Annotated in this window: 19 protein-coding genes; 13 read left to right on the top strand and 6 right to left on the bottom strand. The window is 46.5% G+C overall.

Annotated elements, in window-relative coordinates; genetic code table 11:
• Positions 1-27 precede the first annotated feature (27 nt).
• The 3 genes from CPIN_RS12000 to spt are packed head-to-tail and all read right to left on the bottom strand — an operon-like array spanning position 28 to position 3,395.
• Entirely contained in the window at positions 28-1,011 is a 984-nt protein-coding gene (locus CPIN_RS12000) for an NAD-dependent epimerase/dehydratase family protein (protein WP_012790066.1), read from the bottom strand.
• Complete coding sequence (locus CPIN_RS11995; RefSeq protein ID WP_012790065.1) at positions 1,008-2,189, bottom strand: hypothetical protein; 1,182 nt, start codon at positions 2,187-2,189, stop codon at positions 1,008-1,010. Before CPIN_RS11995 ends, CPIN_RS12000 begins: the two co-directional genes overlap by 4 nt.
• Positions 2,190-3,395 carry a serine palmitoyltransferase gene (gene spt, locus CPIN_RS11990; protein WP_012790064.1) on the bottom strand — a complete coding sequence of 402 codons (1,206 nt, stop codon included), beginning with the start codon at positions 3,393-3,395 and terminating at the stop codon, positions 2,190-2,192.
• A gap of 622 nt (positions 3,396-4,017) precedes the next feature.
• Between spt and CPIN_RS11985 the strand changes: the two genes are divergently transcribed.
• From CPIN_RS11985 to CPIN_RS11970, 4 genes are all read left to right on the top strand, one after another.
• On the top strand, positions 4,018-4,353 hold the full coding sequence (locus tag CPIN_RS11985; RefSeq protein WP_012790063.1) for a PadR family transcriptional regulator: 336 nt from the start codon (positions 4,018-4,020) through the stop codon (positions 4,351-4,353).
• Positions 4,353-4,952: a hypothetical protein gene (locus CPIN_RS11980; RefSeq protein ID WP_012790062.1), complete on the top strand. Its 600-nt coding sequence runs from the start codon at positions 4,353-4,355 to the stop codon at positions 4,950-4,952. Before CPIN_RS11985 ends, CPIN_RS11980 begins: the two co-directional genes overlap by 1 nt.
• A complete protein-coding gene (locus CPIN_RS11975; RefSeq protein WP_012790061.1) occupies positions 4,949-6,010 on the top strand; it encodes a hypothetical protein in 1,062 nt (353 codons plus the stop codon). The genes CPIN_RS11980 and CPIN_RS11975 overlap by 4 nt, the downstream gene beginning before the upstream one ends.
• A gap of 192 nt (positions 6,011-6,202) precedes the next feature.
• Positions 6,203-7,507 (top strand): hypothetical protein, encoded by a 1,305-nt coding sequence (locus CPIN_RS11970; protein WP_012790060.1) that lies wholly within the window; start codon positions 6,203-6,205, stop codon positions 7,505-7,507.
• Positions 7,508-7,703: 196 nt separating this feature from the next.
• Here the strand turns inward: CPIN_RS11970 and CPIN_RS11965 are convergent, their stop codons facing one another.
• A complete protein-coding gene (locus tag CPIN_RS11965; RefSeq protein WP_012790059.1) occupies positions 7,704-10,931 on the bottom strand; it encodes an AsmA family protein in 3,228 nt (1,075 codons plus the stop codon).
• A gap of 188 nt (positions 10,932-11,119) precedes the next feature.
• On the opposite strand from CPIN_RS11965, the gene CPIN_RS11960 reads away from it, so the two are divergent.
• From CPIN_RS11960 to CPIN_RS11940, 5 genes are all read left to right on the top strand, one after another.
• Positions 11,120-11,551, top strand: a complete 432-nt coding sequence (locus tag CPIN_RS11960) for a DUF983 domain-containing protein (protein WP_012790058.1) — start codon at positions 11,120-11,122, stop codon at positions 11,549-11,551.
• Between the two features lie 210 nt (positions 11,552-11,761).
• Positions 11,762-12,352, top strand: coding sequence for a YciE/YciF ferroxidase family protein (locus tag CPIN_RS11955; RefSeq protein ID WP_012790057.1), 591 nt, complete (start codon positions 11,762-11,764; stop codon positions 12,350-12,352).
• 47 nt (positions 12,353-12,399) lie between these two features.
• Positions 12,400-14,586 carry a catalase gene (locus CPIN_RS11950; RefSeq protein WP_012790056.1) on the top strand — a complete coding sequence of 729 codons (2,187 nt, stop codon included), beginning with the start codon at positions 12,400-12,402 and terminating at the stop codon, positions 14,584-14,586.
• Positions 14,587-15,094: 508 nt separating this feature from the next.
• Positions 15,095-17,056, top strand: a complete 1,962-nt coding sequence (locus tag CPIN_RS11945; protein ID WP_012790055.1) for a tetratricopeptide repeat-containing sensor histidine kinase — start codon at positions 15,095-15,097, stop codon at positions 17,054-17,056.
• A gap of 19 nt (positions 17,057-17,075) precedes the next feature.
• Positions 17,076-17,699, top strand: coding sequence for a response regulator transcription factor (locus tag CPIN_RS11940; protein ID WP_012790054.1), 624 nt, complete (start codon positions 17,076-17,078; stop codon positions 17,697-17,699).
• Here the strand turns inward: CPIN_RS11940 and CPIN_RS11935 are convergent.
• Positions 17,696-18,388 (bottom strand): Crp/Fnr family transcriptional regulator, encoded by a 693-nt coding sequence (locus CPIN_RS11935; RefSeq protein WP_012790053.1) that lies wholly within the window; start codon positions 18,386-18,388, stop codon positions 17,696-17,698. The two genes, CPIN_RS11940 and CPIN_RS11935, sit on opposite strands and share 4 nt — an antisense overlap.
• Positions 18,375-19,133, bottom strand: a complete 759-nt coding sequence (gene cobA / locus CPIN_RS11930) for a uroporphyrinogen-III C-methyltransferase (protein ID WP_012790052.1) — start codon at positions 19,131-19,133, stop codon at positions 18,375-18,377. Before cobA ends, CPIN_RS11935 begins: the two co-directional genes overlap by 14 nt.
• A 195-nt stretch (positions 19,134-19,328) precedes the next feature.
• Between cobA and nirB the strand changes: the two genes are divergently transcribed.
• The 4 genes from nirB to CPIN_RS11910 all read left to right on the top strand — a co-directional run bounded on the left by nirB (position 19,329) and on the right by CPIN_RS11910 (position 25,128).
• Positions 19,329-21,848 carry a nitrite reductase large subunit NirB gene (gene nirB / locus CPIN_RS11925; protein WP_044218453.1) on the top strand — a complete coding sequence of 840 codons (2,520 nt, stop codon included), beginning with the start codon at positions 19,329-19,331 and terminating at the stop codon, positions 21,846-21,848.
• Positions 21,849-21,872: 24 nt separating this feature from the next.
• Positions 21,873-22,241, top strand: a complete 369-nt coding sequence (gene nirD / locus CPIN_RS11920) for a nitrite reductase small subunit NirD (protein WP_012790050.1) — start codon at positions 21,873-21,875, stop codon at positions 22,239-22,241.
• A 54-nt stretch (positions 22,242-22,295) separates the two neighbouring features.
• Positions 22,296-23,657 (top strand): alginate export family protein, encoded by a 1,362-nt coding sequence (locus CPIN_RS11915; RefSeq protein ID WP_148230550.1) that lies wholly within the window; start codon positions 22,296-22,298, stop codon positions 23,655-23,657.
• Between the two features lie 166 nt (positions 23,658-23,823).
• Complete coding sequence (locus CPIN_RS11910) at positions 23,824-25,128, top strand: MFS transporter (protein ID WP_012790048.1); 1,305 nt, start codon at positions 23,824-23,826, stop codon at positions 25,126-25,128.
• Positions 25,129-25,130 lie beyond the last annotated feature (2 nt).

Raw genomic sequence — 25,130 nt, 5'->3', positions numbered from 1 at the left:
TTGTTAACTTATATTTTCTGTTTTAATCTAAAACCACTTATTGGCCGAGTACCAGTCCAGGGTTTCCTGCATACCTTTTTCAAGATTATAGCGCGGTTGGTAACCCAGGTCCCGGCGTATGCTATCTATATTACAATTCCAGTTTGCAGCCGTCAGCTCGTTGAGTTTATCCTTATTCAGTAAAGGAGCGCCACGACTCACCTTTTCTGAAATAGCGGCAACGATCTTAATGACAGGCAAAGGCAAATGAATGCGAAGTGTGCGCAGCTTCAGGTGTTGTTTGATAATCGCTGCCAGTGCGTAACGATCGTAACTGTTACCATCTGAAATGTTATAAGCGACTCCTGATACCGGCGCCTTTAACGCCAGTATAGCTGCATCTGCGAGGTCTTTTACATACACAAAACTCAGCCACTGGGCACCTCTGCCCATATAAGGTTCCAAACCCCGTCTGAATGTTTTGAACAATACGAAAAGGTCTCTTTCGCGCGGCCCGTATACAGCAGTGGGCCTTAATATAACCCAGGGTACATTCGAAATAGCACCCAGGAATTCTTCTGCCAGTAATTTACTTTTTCCGTAACTGGTGACCGGGCTGGGTGTTATTACATCCGGTACGGGCCAGCTGGCATCATATGCGATGGGGCCTACGGCCGCCAGACTGCTGATAAATAAAAATTTCTTGAGCGGTATGCCTGACTCGCTGACTGCCTGCGCCAGGTTTTGGGTATACCCTGCATTAACTTTGTTATATTCGTCTAAAGACCTTGCTTTTGTTATACCTGCACCGTGGATAATATAATCAAACCGGTGTTCTTTTATCATTTCTATCAGCGCCTCTTTGCGGCTGAAATCAGGATAAACATAATTTACCTGTAAATGGTTCAGGTGGGAGACATTGCTCGATGCGCGAACAGCAGCGTAAACTTCCATTCCTGCATCGAGGGCTGCCTCCACCAGATGATATCCTACAAAACCGCTGGCACCTGTTATCAGTACGCGAGGTTTCATATCTCTTTTTCGTAAATCCTGTATTTTCTATAAGAGTCTGCATTGATGCCTAACATCGCCGCATTCATCAACTCATTGGTTTCCAGTATCCATGAACCCTCGCCATAGGCTACATTCTTTGCCCTTCCTGTCTTCATCAGTTCACCATACAGACAACCGTCAATACCCAGTTTACGGTAAGGTTCCAGTACACCGAGTGTCAACACCCTTACAGCATTGATCTTCTTTTTACCCAGTAATAACTTAAATATACCGGTCGGTAATAAACGACCTCTCTTTATCTTGATCAGGATCTGGTTCAGATCAGGAATTGCCAGTGCAAAACCGATCGCTTTCCCATTCTCCTCAGCGATGATACAGAACTCAGGGTCCAGTATCATTTTCAGGTCCTTCGCCAGGTACTCAAATTCCTTGTCGGTCATCGGTACAAAACCAAGGTTTTTATCCCATGCGCTGTTATAAATAGCCTGGATCTTTTTCACTTCTTCGTCAAACTTCTTCAGGTTGACTTTACGGAAAGTGATATTACGTCTGGCCAGTCTTTCCTGCAGTACTTCCATGATCCTGTAAGGACGATCGTTCATGTACTGCGGAATGATCTTATAAGCAAGCAGGGAAACATTTTCAGTTAGCCCTGCCTGTTCAATCAATTTACTATAGTATGGAGGATTATAGGGCATCATGACTACCGGCGGACCGTCAAAACCTTCTATCAGGAGACCGCAGGTCTCATTCGTAGAAAAGTTAACAGGGCCGATCATGGTGCTCAGCTTACGCTCCTTCAGCCACGTAGTAGCTGTCTGGAACAAAGCCTGGCTCACTTCAATGTCGTTGATAGATTCAAAGAAGCCGAAGAAGCCGTCGTTCTTTTTATTAAAAGCGTTGTGGTTCTTATTGTCTATGGCTGCAATCCTCCCTACGATCTTATTCCCCTTGAAGGCAAGGAATGCCTGTAAGCTGGAATGTTCATAAAAGGGATGTTTACTCGGACTCAGGAGATCACGCTGCGCAATAAAGAGCTCAGGTACGTAATTCTTGTCGTCCTTGTACAGATCGTGCGGAAAATCAATAAATTGAGCCAGCTGCTTTTTCGTAGTAACCGGTATAACCGTTACTGCCGAAACACCACCTGACACTGGAGCATGTACCGTCTGTTGAGAGGTTTGCAAAGTTTCCATTTATATTTTTTGCTTTAAGGGTATACCCGCAAGTGTAAATGTCTCCGTTAATTTATCAATAGCAGTTTCAATCTGTGCAAACGTGTGTGTAGACATCAGAGAGAATCTGATCAGTGTTGCATCTGGCTGTACAGCCGGAGGTACCACCGGATTTACAAATACACCCTGGTCCTGCAGCATACGGGTAATGCGGAATACCTGCTCTTCATTTCTGATATAGATCGGAATAACAGGTGTTTCAGACACATGACCGGTATCAAAACCAGCTTCTTTCAGCAGATTACGCGCATAGTTGGTATTATCCCACAGACGTTGGATATGTTCAGGCTCTGACTGGATAATATCCAGGGTAGCCAGTACACTCGCAGCAGCAGCAGGCGTCATACTTGCACTGAAGATCAGTGAGCGGGCAGAGTGCTTCAGGTACTCAATAACGTCGCCGTCGCCTGCGATGAATCCACCCAAAGACGCAAAAGACTTACTGAAAGTACCCATGATCACGTCAACTTTGTCTGTCAGGTTGAAGTGAGCAGCCGTACCGGCGCCATTCAGACCTACCACACCCAGTCCGTGCGCATCGTCCACCATGATGTTCGCGCCATAGGTATCAGCCAGGGCTACGATTTCAGGCAGTTTAGCGATGTCGCCTTCCATGCTGAATACACCATCCACTACGATCAGACGTACCGATGACTGTGGCAGTGCAGACAGTTTGGCTTCCAGATCCTCCATATTATTATGGCGGTACTTAATCACCTTGGAAAAGGACAAACGGCTGCCATCGATAATGGAAGCATGGTCCAGTTCGTCAAGAATGATGTAATCATTACGGCCGGTAAGGCTCGATAATGCGCCCTGGTTTGCCAGAAACCCGGTACTGAATACGAGAGCGGCTTCTTTGCCTACGTACTCCGCCAGGCGCCGTTCTAATTCCAGATGGAGGTCAAGAGTACCGTTAAGGAATCTGGACCCTGCACATCCCGTACCATATTTGTCTATGGCACGTTTGGCCGCCTCTTTTACCTTGGGATGATTAGTCAGTCCCAGGTAGGAATTTGATCCGAACATTAACACCTTCTTACCGTCGATATCCACCTCAGTATCCTGAGAAGAAGAGATCGGTCTAAAATAAGGGTAGATCCCTTTTTCCTTAGTGGTGTGAACTCTGGCCAATGAGGCTTCCTTTGCACGTAACAATTTGCTCATCTGATATTTCTCTTAAGCTGTTGTATAATCTGATACTTACACTTGTTTATTTACGCGAAAGTATAAGATTATTGTTCTGAAAACGTTTTCAGATCCAAATTTATATATTGAACACTAAAAATTTGCAGTGAATTGACGACGGTAAGTTGATAAGTCCCCCGCAAACAAGCTAGTGTCAAATAATACTTCAACCAACTACGAATTCCATCATACGAAGGTTTCGTAATTTTTAACAGTATGCGAGTTGCGGTTTAAACTAATGATAGCTTTTGCAGCTATGGGTTCGAACGAAACAATAGGTGATAGCGGCGGTCTAACAGCGTATATAGTTGTGGTTTAAGGCAGATTCATAAGCCGATTTTATACTTATTAAACCGGAATGACGGCACCAAATTAGGAAAAATTTTCAAATAAGAGTCAAAAATAGTAGGGAATAACACCAAAATATTACATATATACAACAAATAGCTAATCCCATCATCTTTATTATAGCCGGCGCGACATTAATATTAAATACCTGTAAATCAATTCTAACTACTTATACACAAAGCCTAATTTGTTTTTCTTATACCTTGGTATACAATGTAATTAAACCCTTCGCCTTTCCCTCAGTCTACTATACATGTACTCAAAAGAACTACTGAAAGGAACTATTGAGATCATTATCCTGAAATTGCTGGTCGAAAAAGGGAGTATGTACGGATATGAGATCACTCAACAGGTTAAAAATCTGACTAAAGGAAAGATCGTCATCAGCGAAGGTACCCTCTATCCTACCCTTCATAAACTGGAGGCCATAGGGGTTCTCTGCACCGAAATTATCCACATCGGAAGGCGTCAAAGAAAATATTATCAGATTTCTGAGGCCGGAAAGGACATTTCGGCATCAAAAATGCAGGAACTAAGTTCGTTTCTGCATTCCCTAAACCAGATCTTAGACTTTAAACTGTCCACCTAATGACACCAAGCATCACCGAACAACAACTCGACCGTATCATAGACTACCTGAAGGCCAATAAGATAACTGACCCTGAACTGCAACAGGAAATAGCCGATCATCTTGCTATTTCGATTGAAATGCGCATGACGCAAGGCGCAGATTTTGAAACCGCCTTACAGTCCGTATGCAAGGAATGGGAACAAAAAGAACTCCTGGAAATCAGTCGTAACAAGGAAAGCTACTACAGCTACCCCGCCTTTTTAAACGCCGCCTTCCTCAATAAATTCCTGTTCTTCGCCGTGGCCGTCCTCCTGATCGGCGTCTATATGCGCATGGAACATCTGCCCCTCAGAAGGGTCGTGATCCTCTCCGGCGGAGCACTGATCGGGTATATTTACCTTCCCCTGCTTCTCCTGCATAGTCTTGACGGTTTTGCCAATAAAACCCGTCAGGTGAGCGGCTTTGTCGTACAATTCGCCCTCCTGCACGCCGGTATCGCCTACCTGCTGCATTGGCGGATGAATGCCTTCCTGGCCGTATTTGCCTTCCTGATCTCCTTCACCTGGCTGATCGTCTATATCATTATTCCGTCTATCAAGTCAAAACAGTATATATGAGTATCCGTCATTACTTCACCGCCCTCGCTGTTTGTCTGGCTACCGCCTTCACCGCCCATGCACAGGAACAGGAGGCGAAAGACTCTACCGGTCTGCCGGGAGACAATTTTAGCCTGCAGGGCGCTCTCGACCTCTTTAAACAGTCCCCAAGCCCCGAAGCATTCGAAAAAAGCCTGAATTCGCCTGATAATAAAGTAAATAACCTCGACCTCAATGACGATGGCAATACCGACTATATCCGTGTAGTCAATAAAAAAGATAAGGATGTACAGGTATTCATCCTTCAGGCACTGGTGTCTTCTACTGAAAGTCAGGATGTTGCGGTGATCGAACTGGAAAAAACAGGCGAAAGCAATGCCATCGTCCAGATCATAGGCGACCCTGATATCTATGGTGAATCCGTGATCACTGAACCCACAGAAGAAACAGATAACGCATTCAATTATTCTCCTGCTACACATGGCCCCTCCGCCTACGCTCCCGAAGGAATCGTTGTAAACGTTTGGTTATGGCCCTGTGTACGTTACGTATATGCACCGGCTTATACCGTGTGGGTATCGCCATGGACCTGGGTAAGCCGCCCGGTATGGTATCACCCATGGCGTCCTTTACCATGGCGCGTATACCATCCCTACAGATATGCTTACGCCCCTCATTACGTCGTGGTGCCGGTACGCAGAATACCACCGGCAAGAGTGATCTACCGTCCGGTAAGAACGACTTCCGTTACCGTGATCAATAGAAACAGGGTGGTAGTAAATAACTACCGTACTACCAGAAGAGTGGAAAGGGTAACACCATCAAGAAGTAACAATTATAATGGCAACGGTGGCAGAAATAGTTATGGCAACGGCGGCAGACAATACACGCCTTCCCGTCCCGGTGGAGCCGATAGAGGCAATAACAGCTATACACCTTCCAGAGCCGACAGAGGTACCCGTGTGAGTGGTGGCCGTACCAACAATGGTGGCCGCAATAATGGGGCTCGTACAGGCGGTAACAGCCGTGGTAACGGTGGCCAGAACGGTGGGGGCCGCAGAGCTGCCAGGGGAAACTAAACACCTGATAACTTTACAATAAAAAACTGCTGATAGTAGTAGCGGTCTTATAAAATGTTGTATCACAGCAACATATTGTAAGACCGCTACTTTTTTTATGCCCATTACGGGTTCTGTCGTCTCTGGCACACGTATTGCATTAAAGAATTTGTATATTCATTTGCATTTCGCTATACCAACAACTTTACTGCCATGAAGATCAGCCATTCCCTACCTGTACTGTTATTATGCCTTTCGGCATTTACCGCTCATGCACAGGATCCATATTCCAGACAACAATTACAGGAACAAACCGACGAATGGGATGAAGCCAGCTGGTCCCCTCCTGATCAGGATTCCACCGGTTTACCGGGAGATAATTTTAGTCTGCAGGGCGCGCTTACGCTCTTTAAACAGGCCAACACACCCGAAGAATTTGAACGACTGCTCAATACAGAATCCAATAAAGTCAATAACCTGGACCTCAACGAAGATGGCAGGATCGATTATCTCCGTGTCATCAATAAAAGAAAAGACCAGGTACAATTGTTTATCATACAGGCATTGGTGTCTAACCAGGAAAGCCAGGATGTAGCTGTAATCGAACTGGAAAAAACCGGTGAGAATACCGCCGTTATCCAGATTGCGGGTGATGAAGATATCTATGGTGAAACGGTCCTGACAGAACCAACGGAAGTGACCGACAACGTCTATCCGGATGACCCGAACAGGAATTCCTGGTATAACGAAGGCGGTTCCCGTGCGCATGGTCCGTCTGCTGATGTTGACCTCCCTGCTTTCGCACCTGCACATGTCATTGTAAACGTATGGTTCTGGCCTTGTGTACGTAGGGTATATGCGCCGGCTTACGTTGTATGGACTTCTCCCTGGTCATGGGTCAACCCTCCTGTATGGTGGAGATCATGGCGCCCGATGCCGGTATACGCCTACCGCCCTGTATGTCACCACTTCAGATATGGTTATGCCTATGCGCCGGTACGCAGAATACCGCCTGCACGGGTAATGTATTATCCTGTCAGAACCTACTCAGGTGTGGTATACAGCCGTAACCGCGTAGTAGTCAATGATTACCGTTCTTACAGAGCAGATCGCGGATATAATCCCGGCCGGTACAATGGCGGCCGCAATGAAGGTGGCAGAAATAACTACAACGGGTATAATAGTGGCCGTCCTTCGGGTAACCGTCCCGGCTCCTACGGCAATAACAATAATGGCAATGGCTGGTCAGGTGGTCGTAATAGCAACTATTCTCAGCCTGGTACAAGAGGATATTATTCCGGTGGAAATGACAATGGTCCGCGCGCCAGTCGTGGTTACCGTGGCAATGGCAGCTATCAGAGCACTCCCGGCGGCAACTATTCAGGTGGTCCCCGTGGCAGTTACCAGACGCCTCCACGCAGCAATAACAATAACAACAATGCGCCCGGCGGAAGAAGCGGCAACAGCAGCAACGACGGACGGGGTGCAGGAAGGGCTGGCAGAACTAGAAATACATAAGTCATTCATCATCAAAAGAAAAGGGTCCGCTGTATGGCGGACCCTTTTCTTTTGATGATGTCTTCGTTTAATCCCGTTATTACTACGTTATCAGAGCCATATCTCTTCGTTCATGAACGGACAAATAACGGCGTAATATCGGCGTAGTAAGGGTTTAATGGTAGAAACAAGCCATTTCATCGTAGACACAGCGGGTTTACGCTTTCTTAGCCTTACCCAGTCCTACTTTGAAGTTATCCGGCGTACCTGTTACCTTGATATTCATAAAACGCACCTTTTTATCCTTGTCGCGATACTCAATGGCGTCTACCTGGTCAGGATCCACTTCTTCTTTCTTTCTGCCGAATAAAGACTGGAAACCAACCGTTGTCACCATCTTCAACGGAATACGCATATAGTATTCCATGTTCATATCCAGTGATTGCTTACCTGAGATCTCCATAAAGCCCAGTGACGAGTTGATATTCATGTTCGGAATATTCAGGACGCCATTTTTCAGACTCAGTTTATTCCTCAATGTATCAAAACGCACCATGTTCAGGTTCTTATCTTTGAAATAACCCGCCATTGCCTGCATGGGTGCAAAGTTTACCAGACTGCCATTATAAATGCCCAGGTCCAGTTCCGCTTCGCAATTATCAATGATAGGCGTCAGGTCCGGATGCATCTGTATACGGCTTCTGATCTGCCCGTTGAGACGGCCTTTTATATTCTTGTTGATCACATAGTCCTGTCCGAAGTGGTCCAGTTTCAGCATCAGTTTTTCCAGGTCTACGTCAAACGCACGGATCCTGCTGCGGAAGAAGATCTTCTTAGGATCAGTACCATTGAAATGTCCTCTCATACCGATCTGCCCATCTGCAATACCCATTCCCAGGGTATCCAGGTAAAGATGCTGATTGGCCTGCATACGCACATTTGAAACGATATTCCGGAGCCACAGACGATGGTATTTCACCCTGCCGATATTCACGGTAGCCCTGAAGTCAATGAATGGAATATTGAAGATATTAAAGCTGCTGGCATGTGAAGTATCTCTTACCACTGTACGCGTCGCTGCAGGCGCTGCTACTACAGTCTCTTCATCTTCATTGGCCGTCAGTTTATAGTTCGTCAGCTGGTCCAGGTCAAGGTTGCGGGAAGTAAACTGTAAGAAATTCTCCTTCTTTCGTTTCACCGTATCCTTACCCATGTATAAACGCATACTGATATCAAAGTCTGTCTTACCTATACGGCCGGTGAGTGTATCCAGTCTCAGGAAGCTGTCTGCACCTACTTTTACAGTCCCCTTCACACTATCCACCTTGATCTTATGTTGCAGCAATTCACCGGAAACATTCGCCAGTTTTATTTTGGCAAATTTGAAAACAGAATCATAGCGCAGGTCTGCTTTCGCACGTAACCAGAGACCGGAAGCGACTTCCTGGTGATAATCCCTGGATATATATTTCTTACTGATAGGACCGAGTACGTCTCTCATGGCCAGACGCTGTGATTTCAGGTCAAATGCCACCTGTGTCTTTCCTCTCATGATCTTGTCAAACCACAGCTGATAGTTGATCACACGACCACTGAAACGGATATCACTGCTATCAATCATACCACCAAAATTGCGCAGCAATAAAGCTGTATCGTTGATATTCAGCTCTGCGCCGAAATCATGGAAAGCATGTGGATACTCCTTGAAACTGGCAAACAGTTTCTCCATTTTAAATTTGCCTTTAGGCAATGGATTCGGATGTTGCAGTTCCTTCACGGAAGTTTCCAGTGCCAGACCGATATTGAAGTTATAGATCTCTTCTTTTGCCTTTCTGGCCATCGCTGTATCATATGACAGCAACTCCTTCATGATCATCCTTTTACTACGGGCAGTGAATGTGACCTGTACCGGTTTTTCCTGTTGATGGAAAAGGGCAGGCAGATCGCTCAGGGAACCGTTCATCGCAAAATCAGAATTACCGAAGAAGAAAGACAGTGTATCCAGTTTCACAAAACCATTCTTCATGTCTGCATGAAGATTCAGTTTATGGATGATATGCGGATAGTTAGGAATACGGAAGGTCAGGTCGCTTACTCTCAGTTCACTCTGGATACCTTCTTTTAATTTGCCCATGGATGCTTCCGGCAGTGTCATATCCACCAGTTCATTAAAGTCCATCTTCATGCTGATATGACCAGTGATACGCTGCAGGTCAGCTATACCCAGGAAAGCGCCGATAAATTCCAGCTCAAGTTCCGAATTGATCTGCATGATCATTTTAGGATCTGTAAAGTCCTTCATGACGAAGTTCCCTTTAAAGATGCCTTTTTCAGGAATAGCGCTCATATTCATCAGGTGCAGTTCTGATGTTTTCAGGGAATGTTCCGCACCATTGGTATAATAGCCTTTAAAACCAAGGGAATCAATCCTTTTCTTGGCGTCAGGGTTCATCAGCCAGCCGTTTTCGCAGCCAAAATTCACCTGGATCAATGGCATTTGTTCGCCGGCAAGCTTTCCTTTAACCAGTCCGTCGAAATACAGCCGTCCGTCATACTTGAACTGTTTCACCTGGTCCGCTACGGAGGCAGGTGCAAAAGACATCAGTTGTCCGATATCCGGTTTATCACCTTTGATTTTGAAATCAACGTTATTACCATTTTTCAGGTCTGCCGTACCGGAAACGCTGAAACTGAAGTCCTCCAGTTTCAGGTTACCCTTTGTCAGGGTAACGAATTCCTTTGTCTGATCGTAGGTAACGGTAAAATCTGCGTTCAGGTGTTTATTACGGAAGAGGGAGGAATCTTTGGGGGTGATATAGTCAGCGACCATACCACCGGTAAAGTCTGCAAAGATCTTATTATCAGCCGCACGGAAAGACGTTTTGATCTTACTGATACGGGCATTGACATGCTGACCGCTGGGTCTGTCCGTAAAGGAAATTTCCAGTTCGCTCAATACGATCTTTTTTATATCGAGGTCCAGGGCAGCAGATTCAGCGGCAGCTGTTGCAATAGTGTCCTGCTGGATCCTGTTGGCTTCCACGATATTCAGGTTACCATTATTATCTCTGACCAGGTCCAGGTGCCCTTTCTTAAGAAAGATCACCTTGACATTGTATTTCTGTTGGAGAATATCCGGCAGACTGAACCCTACATACAGCTTTTCAAGCTGGTACATGGGACGACCGGTCTTTTGCTTGGTGGCAAAAAACTTCACGTCTTTCAGTCCGATAGAGATGTAAGGGAAATTCTGGAAAGGAGATATCATACTTCCTCCGATCACCAATTCTCCGGGTAATTGCTTATTTAATTCTTTGATTGCCAGGTTAATCAGGCGCTGCTGTTGGGAGTAAAGCACCCCGACCGCAATGCCGGCCAATATTATCAATATAGCAACAGGTATTAATAAGATACGGAGGATCCTCTTTCGCGTCTTGCCAGTCATGGTGTTGAGACTTGTCTTAAATGATAACTAACGGCAAAAATAGAAAGCACCCCTATAAAATAAAAATAATTTATATGTACCTCCTTTTTTCTCCGACGAATCGGTAAAAAATACCACATTTAAGTCGAATCATACCACGATGGAGGAAGCGGTTTACGCTAACTTTGGATCTGATAAATAACTTTTTTATGTGTGCAGTGAAAACCGAAAAAAAGCCCAATCTGCTGGGCAGTATACTGACGAACAGGTGTCCAGCCTGTCGCAGAGGAAAAATTTTCAAATCTGATAACGCATATAACCTGAAGCACTTTACGGAGATGAATGATCATTGTCCGGTGTGTGGAGAAGATTTTGAACGGGAGATCGGGTTCTACTACGGTACCGGGTATGTCAGCTATGCGCTGACTGTGGCATTTAGCGTGGCAACATTTATTGCCTGGTGGGTACTGATAGGATTCTCCCTGTATGACAACCGGATGTTCTGGTGGCTGGGTGTGAACGGCGTTTTACTGGTAGCTTTACAACCACCTATCATGCGGGTATCACGAACGATCTGGCTGGCTTTCTTCGTAAGATATAAGCCAAACTATAAAGAAAATGCCAGTCCTTCTGGTGTTTAAGTTTGTAACGAGTAACTTTTCCTTTTGGCTGCCGGTTGATAACCGGCGGCCTTTTTTTTTCCATTCCCCCATCCCTTTGTATTGTCCACTATAGACATTCTGTGCAAAAATCACTACAGACTTGGCAATTCCATGCGAAATAAGTGGCTGTCCACTGCTGTTCACATTACGGTATAGTGTTAGTATGACAATCAGAAAAAATCTGATATTATGGCAAAAGCTTCATCTACCAGCACTGGTCCGGTAAAAAAGACCATTGCAAAAACAGCGGCAGCTATCGGCAATGCCGCTTATGAAAATGTCGTTGGCGAAAACCAATTCAAAGAATTCTTCTGTGACCAGCTGAAAGATATTTACTGGGCAGAAAATCATATCAAAGTAGCGCTTCCTAAAATGATAAAGTCCGCTGTGTCTCCTGTATTGCAGGCAGCATTTCAGGATCACCTGAAACAGACTGAAGGACATATCAGCCGTCTGGAACAGGCATTTGAATTATTAGGCAAACCGGTAAGAGCCAAAAAATGTGACGCAATCGAAGGTATCGTACTGGAAGGTGAATCAATCATTGCAGAAACAGCGCCCGGCACTGCTATCAGGGACGCCGGACTCATACTGGCAGCTCAGAAAGTGGAACATTATGAGATTGCTACTTATGGCGGACTGGCACAACTGGCGAACTCCCTTGGATTGGCAGATGTGGCTAAACTACTGGAAGCCACACTGGCAGAAGAAAAAGAAACAGATGCATTGCTGACTGAAATCGCAGAGAATAGTATCAACTGCGAAGCTGCCAGCGAATAGTACCTGTTTTCCACCAACTCATCCATCGAAACCATAAAAAACACGTCATGCCTGATAAAAAAAAGACTCCAATACCCTCAACAGAAAATAAAAAAATTGCAGAACTAAGTCCTAATAAAGAGGATAGTACTGGTCAGGACCTCAATACCAATACCGGGGTAAAGATCAGCGATGATCATAACTCGCTGAAAGCCGGCGACAGAGGGCCTACACTGATGGAAGATTTTATCTTCCGCGAAAAGATGACCCATTTTGACCATGAACGCATTCCTGAACGCGTGGTACATGCACGTGGTTCAGCTGCTCACGGTGTGTTCAAGGTATACGAATCCATGGAGAAATATACCAAAGCAGGCTTTCTCACTGATACATCGAGGGAAACACCTGTCTTTGTAAGATTTTCTACTGTCGCTGGTTCCAGGGGCTCTACTGACCTGGCACGTGACGTAAGGGGATTCGCCGTAAAGTTCTATACGGATGAAGGCATCTTCGACCTTGTGGGTAATAATATGCCGGTATTCTTCATACAGGACGCTACCAAGTTTCCTGACCTGGTACATGCTGTCAAACCGGAGCCGCACAATGAGATTCCACAGGCAGCATCTGCCCATGATACCTTCTGGGACTTCATTTCGCTGATGCCGGAATCTACGCACATGATTATGTGGCTGATGAGCGACAGGGCTATTCCGCGCAGCTATCGGATGATGGAAGGGTTTGGCGTACATACCTTCCGCTTCGTGAATGCTAACGAGGAATCCTGTTTTGTAAAATTCCACTGGAAGCCATTATTGGGCGTACACTCCGTAGCCTGGGACGAAGCACAGAAAATCTCCGGAAAAGATCCTGACTTCCACCGCAGAGACCTATGGGAAGCAATAGAAAGCGGCAACTTTCCTGAATGGGAACTGGGTGTACAGATCGTACCCGAAGCAGATGAACATAAGTTCGATTTCGACCTGCTGGATGCGACCAAGATCATTCCGGAAGAACTGGTCCCCGTACAGCGCATTGGTAAACTGACATTAAACAGAAATCCGGATAATTTCTTCGCAGAAACAGAGCAGGTGGCTTATCATATCGGTCACGTGGTACCTGGTATTGATTTTACGAATGATCCGCTATTACAGGGAAGGCTGTTCTCTTACACAGATACACAACTGATACGCCTCGGCGGACCAAATTTCCAGGAAATACCGATTAACCGGCCCGTTGTACCTGTACATAATAACCAGCGGGACGGCTATATGCGGCAGACCATCAATAAAGGCCGTACCAGCTATAGTCCCAATTCACTTGGTGGAGGCTATCCCTCCCAGGTGAAGGCGGCAGATGGCGGCTTCAGATCTTATACAGAAAAGATCGATGCAAGAAAGATCCGGGAAAGAAGCCGTAGTTTCTTTGACCATTATACACAGGCGACTTTATTTTTCAATAGTCAGTCTGCTCCGGAAAAACAGCACCTGATCGACGCTTTACGTTTCGAACTGGGTAAAGTAGACACGGTTGCAGTAAGACAAAGGATGATCGGCATCCTGACACAGGTGGATAAAGACCTGGCAGCACAGGTGGCGTACGGGTTGGGACTGGAGGTACCGGCAGGACCAGAACAGCCTGTCAACCATGGCGTTCCTGCGGATGCAGATCCTGCGCATTATGAGCCGTTCCCACCTAAAGAGCCCGTTCCGGATATCTCTCTGGCGCTCAGTATGGCTAATACGGTAAAAGATAGTATCCAGACCCGGAAGATCGGTTTCCTCGCAGCAGATGGTGTGGATGCAGCGTCCGTGAATGCGGCAAAAAGCGCCCTGGAAGCAGCGGGAGCTGTTGTGGAGATCATAGCGCCTCACCTGGGAGAAATTGTGGCCGCCGACGGTTCACTGATACCGGTGCAAAAAAGTCTGCTGACTGCCTCTTCCGTTTTTTATGACGCCTTATACGTTCCTTCCGGTCCCACCAGTTCAGGTACACTGGAGGCTGACGCAGATGCCGTGCACTTCCTGAATGAAGCCTACAGACATTGTAAAGCTATTGCAGCTCATGCAGACGCCAGACAGGTACTGGAAGCTACCTATTTTGCAAAGAAATTACCGGAAGATGATTCGGAAGAATCAGCACTGATGGAAGGTGTTGTTGTTCAGGAAGATGTAAAGAAATTATCTAAAATATTTATCAGCGCGATTGCGCTACACCGGTTCTGGGAGCGGGAGAAACCCCGTAGAGTACCGGCTTGATCTTGTTTGGTTGGAAGGCAGCGGGTCCACACACCCGCTGCCTTTCATCTAGGTTCTTCAACAAAAATACAATCTGGGGCGTCTCAAAAAATGGTTTTCGATACTATGTTGATACTATAAGAGATTCTTGGAATGGGACGCTTTTAAGGCGTCTCCAGGAAATAAATGCCGCTGTTCCGGTCCCCATACTACTTACTGTAGCTCCTTTTTATATTCCTGGTGTAATTTTGCGTAGCATCCTTATTGGTGGTGATGCAGCATATGCCGTTGCACGTATGTCATTGTTCCTAAACAAATTTCCACGACAATCTTAAAGCAGCTATACCTGTAACATCATTTCTCCTCAAGGGCTTTCATAATCACAATGCAAAAGTAAATACCAGATCAGGGAAAAAGAATCCCGGAAAACAGGGGTTTTATCAGGGAGGTGTCCCTAATCCACTTATGTTAAAAAATATTAATAATATGTCGCTCAAATAATTATATATTTCGGGCTGATTTATGTCCTATGAGAGTACCTATACTTATCGTCCTTTGCTGTATTACCGCTGGTTTATATGCACAGAATCGTCCGTCGTCCGACGCCGTATCCTCTGATTTGTATATCAGACTAGGCAGGAAATCACCCCTGCGGGACAGTGTACAGGCATTAAAGTACTTTCAGCAGGCATTACAGCTGGAAGAGAAAAATGAGAACAAACTGGGCATCGCCCGCACTTATCTGGCTATTGGCAGCTGGTACAACTCCATCAACAATTATAACGAAGCAGAGAAACACCTGCTTATTGCCCGGGAGAATATGCTGAAGGATACCAGCCGGGAAGGACGTTTACTGCTGGCCAGCACAAAGGTGAACCTGGCTATTGTATTGGGTAATAAAGGACAGACCCAGTTACAGGCAGAAGAATACCTGCAAACCATCCCCATACTGGAAAAGGCGAATGCAATTCCGGAACTGAATGAGACATATCAGAGTCTGGGAGACATCTTCTCTAATAAGTCGCAGTATAAAACCGCTATCGCTTATTATTATAAAAGCCTGGGCGCTTATAGTGATCCGGCACCTTATTGTCACCTGATTGCCAGCAGACACCTGCGACTGGCCAATGCCATGTATCACCTGGACAGTCTGCATAACATGGAAACAAATCTGGCGGCTGCGAAGGAAAAGCTGGACAGAACAGGCGTAGATTCGATCAATATCTGGGCAGATTATTATCACCTGCAGGGAAAACTCGATGTAAAGCGGCAGATGTACAACCGTGCAGCAACTACTTTTTACGCCGGTTTGTCCATCGCGCGCAGGACCAACTATAACAGTGCTATCTGTAATAATCTGTACTCACTTGCAAGACTGTTTGAAAAACAGGGAATGTATGACCGCGCCATGGTGCTCATGGATGAATACGGTAAACTGTCCTATACACTGAAGGACTTTCCGTTTCGCTTACGCGCACTGGATCTGATGGCAGATCTGTCTTTCAAACAACACTTTCCGGATCAGGCATACAACTACCTGCGACAATATATTATACTGGCGGATAGTCTGAAAGAACTGACGGTAACGGAAAAGATTCACGAACTGGAAGCAGAATACCAGTCCTCCGAAAAAGAAAACCGTATTATGCAGTTGCAACATGAAAATGAACGCCAGGAATTTGCCTTACAGAAAAACAGGCTCCTGATCTCCCTGATGGTCGTGATCATGTTGTCATTATTTGTGGTGGCGGCACTCAGTTACCTCTTCTACAGGAACGGCCGTAAGCTGCTGGAACAACAACGACAACTGCATCAATTTGAAGTAGAACGTATCCGCCAGGAACATAAGATCTCCCTCCTCTCTGCCATGCTGGAAGGGCAGGAAAAAGAACGTACCCGACTGGCACGTGACCTGCATGATGGTTTAGGCGGCTTACTATCAGGGATCAAACTGGAACTATCCACAGTAAATCCATCCCAGACAGATGTACACCGGCAATCCCTCATACAGAATACCCTGCAACGACTGGATGGTGCGATGGATGAACTGCGCCGTATTGCCCGTAGCATGATGCCGGAAATCCTGATCAAATACGGACTGGGAGAAGCCACGGTGGAATATTGCAGAGGACTGAAGAAAACAGGTACTGACAATATCGTTTGCCAGGTATTTAACTTCCAGGTAGCCGATATGGAACACACCCGACAGGTCGTACTGTACCGCATCATGCAGGAACTGGTCAACAATGCGATCAAACACGCAGAGGCTTCACAGATCCTGGTATTACTGCAACAGACAGACAAAACATTATTCCTCACGGTGGAAGACGATGGTAAAGGCTTTGATGCTGCTGCCGGTAATAAACTGAAAGGTGCGGGCCTTGCCAACATTGAAGCCAGGGTTGAATTCCTCGGCGGTAAAATAGATATACAGTCTGAACCGGGTACCGGAACAGCGATAACCATTGAATGTACAACCTCTCTGAACTAGTAAAACCCAATTGAAAATTATGATCAAAGTAGTAGTGGTGGAAGACCACCCGATTATGGTGGAAGGACTGAAGAATATCCTGCGTAGCGATGCAGGTATAGAAGTGAGCGGTGCTTACGGAGATGGTAAAAGTGCATTACAGGCGCTTGAAAAAGGACAGCCTGACGTCATACTGATGGATGTGAATCTGCCGGATATCAGTGGTGTAAACCTCTGTGGTGAAGTGAAGAAAAAATATGAAGATATCAAGATCATAGCGCTGAGTATACATGACGAACAACCCGTTATCCACAGCATGTTACAGAACGGGGCCAGCGGATATGTATTGAAGAATGCATTGGGCAATGAGATCATCCACGCCATCTATGCGATCATGGATGGAGAAGAATATCTCTGCAGCAGCACTAAGGAGGCGCTGAAAAATGCAGACATGGAACTGTTAAAAGCGATCCCCCGCATTACCCGCAGGGAAAAAGAAATATTACAGCTGATCGGTAAAGGACTGACGACCATGCAGATCGCAGATCAACTGTTCATCAGTACACATACAGTGGAAAGTCACCGTAAGAACCTGATGGAGAAATTTGGTGTGAATAACACCACTTCCGTGGTAAAACTGGCGTCGGAATATAAACTGCTTTAACCAGCTTCCAGCTCAAGCCGGGCAAGCCGCGCAGGATCTTTCACAGCGATGCTTTTACCGGAGATGATGATGATGTGCTCCTGTATCAGGTCGCTCATGATACGGAAAGCCGTTTCATATGTTGTACCGGTATAGGAAGCAATGTCCTGCCGGCTCAGCGTCATATTGATATAGCCTTCTTCGTTGACGCCGAACTTCCGCTGTAAATTCAGCAGCGCATGTGCAATGCGCCCTTTCACCGGCATATGCACGAGGTTGCGCATATTCTTTTCTGACTCCTGCAATTCGGTGGCATAGAACATCATTAAGGCCTGCAGGAAATCATGGTTGACTTTCAGTGTTGCCTGGAAAAAGGTCATGTCAATAAAACAAATGTTCACTGCTTCGAGAGCGGTCGCTGACACAGGATAGACCATTTCGCTGCCTACTCCCCTATGCCCTACGATATCTCCATCTTTTGCAAAACGGACGATCAGCTCTTTGCCTTCGCCCCAGTGCTTATGCACTTTTACTTTACCTGCATTCACGAAATAAATTCCATTCACTGGTTCTCCTTCCCGAAAAAGCAATTCACCTTTTTTAAATGTAAGATGTTGCCGATGTGCTGCTAAAGCCGGTTTCCAGGCGGGTATACATAATGTACACAACATACAGGATTGCAGATCGCAACCATGTTTATCTTTCTTCATTCCTGTCAATTAATTGCTGCACCGTGCCAGCCATATCCCTCAGGTCCACCACTTTTCCAACCACTATTACCGCCGGATTGGACATGCCGGCATGTTGCGCTTTGAATACTATGTCTTTAACGGTTCCCGTAACGAACTTTTCTTTATCAGTTGTACTGTTCTGAATGATCGCTACCGGCATACTGCTTTTGCCGTATCCTGCAAATATATCCATTATTGCTTCCAGCTTGCTCATAGCCATTAATATAATGACAGTAGCAGTAGACTGGGCTGCGAGCTGAATATCTGCAGAGATCTCCCCCGTCAGCGTGGTACCCGTTGTTACCCAGAAGCTTTCCGTCATCCCCCTGGAAGTCAGCGGGATCATCTGTCCTGCCGGCGCAGCCAGTGCACTGGAGATACCAGGCACTACCTGTACGGGTATACCGGCCCCTCTGGCAGCCGCTATTTCTTCGGTGGCCCTGCCGAATACAAAGGAATCGCCTCCTTTCAGTCTTACTACGTGACCGTGAGACTGTGCGTACTCTACTATCAGGTGATTGATCTCCTGCTGTGACAACGAATGGCATCCATACCGCTTTCCGACAAAGCGAACGACAGCACCTGGCTTTGCATAGGATAATAAGGTCTCATTAACGAGCGCATCATATAAGATGACATCCGCCTGACGGATTACATTGATCGCTTTCAGCGTAATGAGTTCAGGATCTCCGGGTCCAGCACCTACTAAGGATAAATATGCCATATGAGATATATTACAAATAAATTTATATGAGTAAAATCATACTAACCACTATAAAATTAGAACCTTTATTCATAATTTCATGATGCAGATCATAAAAAACGGCATTTTTTATCACTGGTTTCGGAAAATATTTATCATATTATATTTTTCATAATACTTAGCCGTTTTTCATTTTATCAACTCAATTCTTTGCCAATGAAAATTGTAATTATAGGCAATGGCATGGTCAGCTACAAATTTTGTGAGAAAATAATCTCCAGAATCCCTGCAGGTACAGCTGAGATCGTAGTTTTTGGCGAGGAACCCCGTCCCGCATACGACCGTGTCCATTTAAGCGAATTTTTTGCCGGCAAAACAGCAGACGATCTTTTAATGGCGCCGGCTGACTGGTATGCTGCCAACGATATTACCCTCCACCTGGGCGATCCTGTTCAGCAAATTGACCGCTCCAACAAAACCGTTCATTCCTATAAAGGTATCACGGAAGCCTATGACTATCTCATTATAGCCACCGGCTCCTCCGCTTTTGTACCTCCAATCCCTGGCGTGGACAAAAAAGGCGTATTCATCTACCGTACCATAGAAGACCTGGAACTCATGCGGGACTATGCGCCCCGCGCTAAAAGAGGCGTCGTGATAGGTGGCGGTCTGCTGGGTCTTGAAGCGGCTAAAGCTATGCTGGACCTGGGCATTACAGATACGCACGTCATCGAATTTGCTCCCAGACTGATGCCACGCCAGATCGATGAAAGCGGCTCCCGCATTCTGGAACAGCAGTTAAACCAATTAGGCTTAGTTATTCACACCAATAAAAACACCAGCGAAGTACTGGGTGGAGATACCATCACCGGTTTACAATTTGCCGATGAAACCCACCTCGCTGCTGACATGCTGGTGATTTCTGCTGGTATCAAACCAAGAGATGAACTGGCAAAACTCAGCGGACTGGAAACAGGTCACCGGGGCGGTATTCTTGTCAATGAATACATGCAGACCACTGATCCTGAGATATATGCGATCGGAGAATGTGCTCTCTACAATGGCATGATCTACGGGTTGGTTGCTCCCGGTTACGAAATGGCAGAAGTAGTGGCTACACATATATATAATAGCCTGGCTGCAGCCCCTGTTCCTGAAAAGACCTTCACTGGCTTTGACATGAGCACCAAACTGAAACTGATCGGTGTGGACGTTGCCAGCTTCGGCGATCCCTTCGCTCCTGCTGATACCTGCCGGAGTATCGTGTTTGAAGATACAATGAAAGGCGTATACAAACGTATCAGTATTACCAATGACGGAAAACACCTCCTCGGCGGTATCCTGATCGGTGATGCAGATGCCTATAATATGCTGTTGCAGACCGCTAAAAATAAAGTCATCCTGCCGCCCAATCCGGAGGATGTACTGCTGGGCGCACGTGGTGGCAGTCAGGAAACAGGTGCAGGCGTACTGGGACTCCCCGATGACGCTATCATCTGTAGCTGCGAAAGCATTACCAAAGGCGATATCTGTACTGCCGTGGAAGCGGGCAACGAAACACTGGACGCTATTAAGAAATGTACCAAAGCTGCTACCTGCTGTGGTGGTTGTACACCGATGGTAAAAGACCTGATCACAGGTACCATGAAAGCACAGGGTAAATATATCCGTAACGTCATCTGTGAACACTTTGCTTACTCCCGTCAGGAACTGTATGACCTGATCCGTATCAAAAATATCCGTGCATTTGATGAAGCACTCGATCATTATGGTGCAGGTGACGGCTGTGAAGTATGCAAACCGGTAGTGGCTTCTATCATGGCCAGTCTCTGGAATGACATGATCCTCGATAAAGGCAATGATACCGTACAGGATTCCAATGACCGTTTCCTGGCGAATATCCAGAAAGGCGGTACCTACTCTGTCGTGCCACGCATTCCCGGAGGGGAAATCACCCCGGCCAAACTGCTGGTGATTGCACAGGTAGCCCTGAAATATAATCTGTACACCAAAATAACCGGCGGACAACGTATTGACCTCTTCGGCGCACATCTCGACGATCTGCCTAACATCTGGGAAGAACTGATCGATGCCGGCTTTGAAAGCGGCCACGCTTATGGTAAAGCCCTGCGTACGGTAAAAAGCTGTGTCGGTTCTACCTGGTGCCGTTTTGGGTTGCATGACAGTGTAACTTTTGCGATACAGATCGAAGAACGTTACCGTGGCTTACGCGCTCCTCATAAACTTAAATCCGCCGTATCCGGTTGTATCCGGGAATGTGCAGAAGCCCAGTCCAAAGACTTCGGCATCATTGCCACAGAAAAAGGCTGGAACCTGTATGTATGCGGCAACGGCGGTTCCAAACCACAACATGCCATACTGCTGGCTTCAGACCTGGATAGCGCAACCTGTATCCGTTATATCGACCGCTTCCTGATGTTCTACATCAAAACGGCTGATCCGCTGACCCGTACGGCTACCTGGCTGAATAAACTGGATGGTGGTATCAGTTATCTCCGCAATGTAGTGGTAAATGATAGTCTGGGTATTGCTGCCGAACTGGAAGCAGAAATGCAGGGACTTGTAGACAGATACAAATGCGAGTGGAGAGAAGTGGTAGAAAGTCCGGAACTGCGTAAGCGTTTCTCACATTTCGTCAATGCGCCGGGCACGAAAGATCCGACCGTAAAATTTGACAACCTGAGAGAGCAGAAGAAAGCTGCCGAATGGAAATAATTATATCAATCAACACGATAACTTATGTCAGTCGCCATTAGCACAAGCACAACAATAGCATGGTTCTATGCCTGTAATGTAAACGACGTTCCCAATAACGGAGGCGTGTGTGTAAAATATGATGAAGTACAGATTGCCCTGTTCCGGTTCGCACGCCGCGATGCCTGGTACGCTACACAGAACCTTTGTCCGCATCGTCAGCAGATGGCCCTCAGCCGTGGCATGACCGGTACGCATAACGGCGAGCCTAAAGTGGCCTGCCCTTTCCATAAAAAAACATTTTCACTGGAAGACGGGCGTTGCCTGTCGGACGATACAGAATGTTCCCTGACCACTTACCCTGTAAAAGTAGAGGGTGACAGTGTCTACATCGGGATCATGCAGGAAGCATAATAACAGCAGAGAGAGCGGGAATACTCTTATTGCTCACATTATCAACCAGAATGCATGAAACGACTATTCTCGGCAGGCGTTTGCTGCCTGCTATGCATGCTCTTTTTCACTCCCTCCGCGTGGGCACAGTTCACCGTAGGGGCCCAACTCCGAACGCGTTCGGAATTCCGGGACGGACAGGCAGCTCCGCTGCCAAAAGACGCCTCCCCGGCATTCTTCACCTCGCAACGTACCCGCCTCTCAGCAGGATTCAGCGGTTACCGTTTTAAACTGGGCGCCACTATTCAGGACGTCCGGGTATGGGGACAGGACGCATCGACCATTAACAGGACGACCACACAAGACAATAACGCCCTGATACTACACGAAGCCTGGGCGGAAATTATGCTGCTGGACACCGTCGTGAAAAACAAAAGCCTCAACCTGAAGATAGGCCGGCAGGAAATTGTCTATGACGACAGTCGTCTGCTGGGTAACCTGGAATGGTTACAGCAAGGCAGAAGACACGATGCAGCTGTACTGAAATATGAAACCGGCCCGTATACATTGCATCTGGGCGCGGCTTTCAATCAGAACAGGGAAAACACGGCCGGTACCGTGTACAATCCGACACCACCGGGCAATTATACCGCCAATACCAATGGCGCTGCGATGTACAAAAGCCTGGAGTACCTGTACGCAGGAAAGAAATTAGGAAAAGGAAGTCTGTCCCTGCTCTTTCTCGCGGATCAGTTCTCAAAATTCCATCCTGACAGCACAGGCGTCAAGATCTGGGACAAAGGCGTACACACCCGTATGACTACCGGACTTTACTATAACAACACTCTTGATAAGCTCACCCTGACCGCCGCAGGGTACTACCAGTTCGGAAAAAATGCCAATGCACAAGACTTGAGTGCAGGGCTGCTGTCAGCCGCTTTCCAATACCAGCTGTGCAGTACATTCAGCGCAGGTTTAGGCGCTGATTATACCACCGGCGGTATTGGCACTGACGGTACCAGTCATGCATTTGATCCGCTGTATGGTACGCCGCATAAGTTCTGGGGATATATGGACTACTTCTATGTAGCCAGCGCTTTCGGTAACAGAGGTCTGCAGGACTATTACCTGAAAACGAAATACAAACCCAATTCAAAATTTCAGCTGAGCGCTGACCTGCACCAATTCTACAGTGCCAGCGATATACCGGATAACCTCAGCAGGAAATTCGGTACAGAGGCAGACCTGGTAGCCAATTATGCGCTGACCAAAGTCATCTCATTCGAAGCAGGATACAGCCATTTCTGGAATACTATTTCACTCACTTCGCCAGGTGTAAAGAATGTTGGTAATGCGGCCAGTAATAGTAACTGGGCATATGTGATGGTGATTATCAGACCGGAAATGGTCGTTCAGAAATTAGGAATTACGAATTAGGAATTAGGAATTGGTGAGCCTTCAAAAAGCTTAAAGTTTTCCTTCAGACTTTATCTTTCCGGCACATTAACAACTAATCCATTCAAAAGAAACTTTCTAATTCTTCATTCCTGACATTAATGCTCAATTCCTAATTCGTAATTCCTAATTCCTAATTATTTATTGCATGAACACACAACCTTTAAATAAACTGCCTCTCTTCACACTGAACTCGGTGCACATGCGCACCTTTCACACCACCTGGCTGATGTTCTTCGTCTGCTTCTTCGGATGGTTCGGCCTCGCGCCACTTATGCCTACGATCAGGGAAGACCTTGGTCTGAGCAAAGCACAGGTAGGGAATATCATTATTGCTTCAGTATCCAGTACAATCATCGCACGACTCATTATCGGTAAACTCTGTGATACCTGGGGACCCCGCAAAACAGCTATCAGGTTATTGATAGCAGGTTCGCTCCCGGTATTCCTGGTAGGACTTTCAAAAGATTACACCACATTCCTGCTGTTTCGTCTTGCCATCGGCGTTATCGGTGCATCTTTCGTAATTACACAGTTCCATACTTCCATGATGTTTGCCCCTAATATCAAAGGCACTGCCAATGCAGTAACCGGTGGATGGGGTAACCTGGGTGGCGGTGTAACCAACATGGTGATGCCATTGATATTTACAGCAATCGTAGGTTTCGGATATACCAAACAGGAAGCATGGCGCTTCGCAATGATCGTTCCTGGGGTGATGATGCTGATCGTGGCATGGATGTATTACAAGTTCACCAAGGATACACCTGCGGGCAACTTTGATGAAATCGGACGTAACAGCGATAAAACAAAATCAAAAACCGACTGGAGCATACTCGCTGACTGGCGTATATGGGCGCTGACACTGGCATATGGCATGTGCTTCGGTATGGAGATCACTTTTGATAACGTAGCCTCTTTACACTTTGTGGATACCTTCCATCTTTCACAAAGCAGCGCAGGTTTCTGGGCAGGCATATTCGGCTTCATGAACATCTTCGCGAGAGCGCTCGGAGGTATCGTATCTGATAAAATAGGCGCAAAATCAGGTATGCGCGGTAAAGGCGTACTGCTGGCTTGTGTGCTCTTACTGGAAGGAATCGGCCTCTTGCTGTTTGCACAGGCAGGTACCCTTGCACTGGCTATCATCTCCATGCTCAGCTTCGCCTTGTTCCTGAAAATGGCCAATGGCGCTACATATGGCATCGTTCCTTTTATCAACGAAAAGAACGTCGGATTGGTAAGTGGTATCGTAGGAGCAGGGGGCAACCTCGGTGGTATGCTGTTCGGCTTCCTCTTCAAATCGGAATCCATTACCTATGTAGAAGCATTCACCTACATCGGTTATATCGTGATCGCAGTATCTGTAATTGTACTGCTTACCCGATTCATTAAAAAACCAGTTACTGAAGCCAGCACCAGCACTACAGGGCAGGTAGCATTTGCAGATTAACC

Origin of the sequence: Chitinophaga pinensis DSM 2588, assembly GCF_000024005.1 — a bacterium.
GTDB classification, from domain to species: domain Bacteria; phylum Bacteroidota; class Bacteroidia; order Chitinophagales; family Chitinophagaceae; genus Chitinophaga; species Chitinophaga pinensis.
This window is presented reverse-complemented; position numbering and strand designations above follow the sequence as displayed.

What these genes read in the sequence shown, in the direction of transcription:
- CPIN_RS12000 (WP_012790066.1), bottom strand. Translation starts at nt 1,011, where the DNA reads ATGAAACCTCGCGTACTGATAACAGGTGCCAGCGGTTTTGTAGGATAT.
- CPIN_RS11995 (WP_012790065.1), bottom strand. Translation starts at nt 2,189, where the DNA reads ATGGAAACTTTGCAAACCTCTCAACAGACGGTACATGCTCCAGTGTCA.
- spt (WP_012790064.1), bottom strand. Translation starts at nt 3,395, where the DNA reads ATGAGCAAATTGTTACGTGCAAAGGAAGCCTCATTGGCCAGAGTTCAC.
- CPIN_RS11985 (WP_012790063.1), top strand. Translation starts at nt 4,018, where the DNA reads ATGTACTCAAAAGAACTACTGAAAGGAACTATTGAGATCATTATCCTG.
- CPIN_RS11980 (WP_012790062.1), top strand. Translation starts at nt 4,353, where the DNA reads ATGACACCAAGCATCACCGAACAACAACTCGACCGTATCATAGACTAC.
- CPIN_RS11975 (WP_012790061.1), top strand. Translation starts at nt 4,949, where the DNA reads ATGAGTATCCGTCATTACTTCACCGCCCTCGCTGTTTGTCTGGCTACC.
- CPIN_RS11970 (WP_012790060.1), top strand. Translation starts at nt 6,203, where the DNA reads ATGAAGATCAGCCATTCCCTACCTGTACTGTTATTATGCCTTTCGGCA.
- CPIN_RS11965 (WP_012790059.1), bottom strand. Translation starts at nt 10,931, where the DNA reads ATGACTGGCAAGACGCGAAAGAGGATCCTCCGTATCTTATTAATACCT.
- CPIN_RS11960 (WP_012790058.1), top strand. Translation starts at nt 11,120, where the DNA reads ATGTGTGCAGTGAAAACCGAAAAAAAGCCCAATCTGCTGGGCAGTATA.
- CPIN_RS11955 (WP_012790057.1), top strand. Translation starts at nt 11,762, where the DNA reads ATGGCAAAAGCTTCATCTACCAGCACTGGTCCGGTAAAAAAGACCATT.
- CPIN_RS11950 (WP_012790056.1), top strand. Translation starts at nt 12,400, where the DNA reads ATGCCTGATAAAAAAAAGACTCCAATACCCTCAACAGAAAATAAAAAA.
- CPIN_RS11945 (WP_012790055.1), top strand. Translation starts at nt 15,095, where the DNA reads ATGAGAGTACCTATACTTATCGTCCTTTGCTGTATTACCGCTGGTTTA.
- CPIN_RS11940 (WP_012790054.1), top strand. Translation starts at nt 17,076, where the DNA reads ATGATCAAAGTAGTAGTGGTGGAAGACCACCCGATTATGGTGGAAGGA.
- CPIN_RS11935 (WP_012790053.1), bottom strand. Translation starts at nt 18,388, where the DNA reads ATGAAGAAAGATAAACATGGTTGCGATCTGCAATCCTGTATGTTGTGT.
- cobA (WP_012790052.1), bottom strand. Translation starts at nt 19,133, where the DNA reads ATGGCATATTTATCCTTAGTAGGTGCTGGACCCGGAGATCCTGAACTC.
- nirB (WP_044218453.1), top strand. Translation starts at nt 19,329, where the DNA reads ATGAAAATTGTAATTATAGGCAATGGCATGGTCAGCTACAAATTTTGT.
- nirD (WP_012790050.1), top strand. Translation starts at nt 21,873, where the DNA reads ATGTCAGTCGCCATTAGCACAAGCACAACAATAGCATGGTTCTATGCC.
- CPIN_RS11915 (WP_148230550.1), top strand. Translation starts at nt 22,296, where the DNA reads ATGAAACGACTATTCTCGGCAGGCGTTTGCTGCCTGCTATGCATGCTC.
- CPIN_RS11910 (WP_012790048.1), top strand. Translation starts at nt 23,824, where the DNA reads ATGAACACACAACCTTTAAATAAACTGCCTCTCTTCACACTGAACTCG.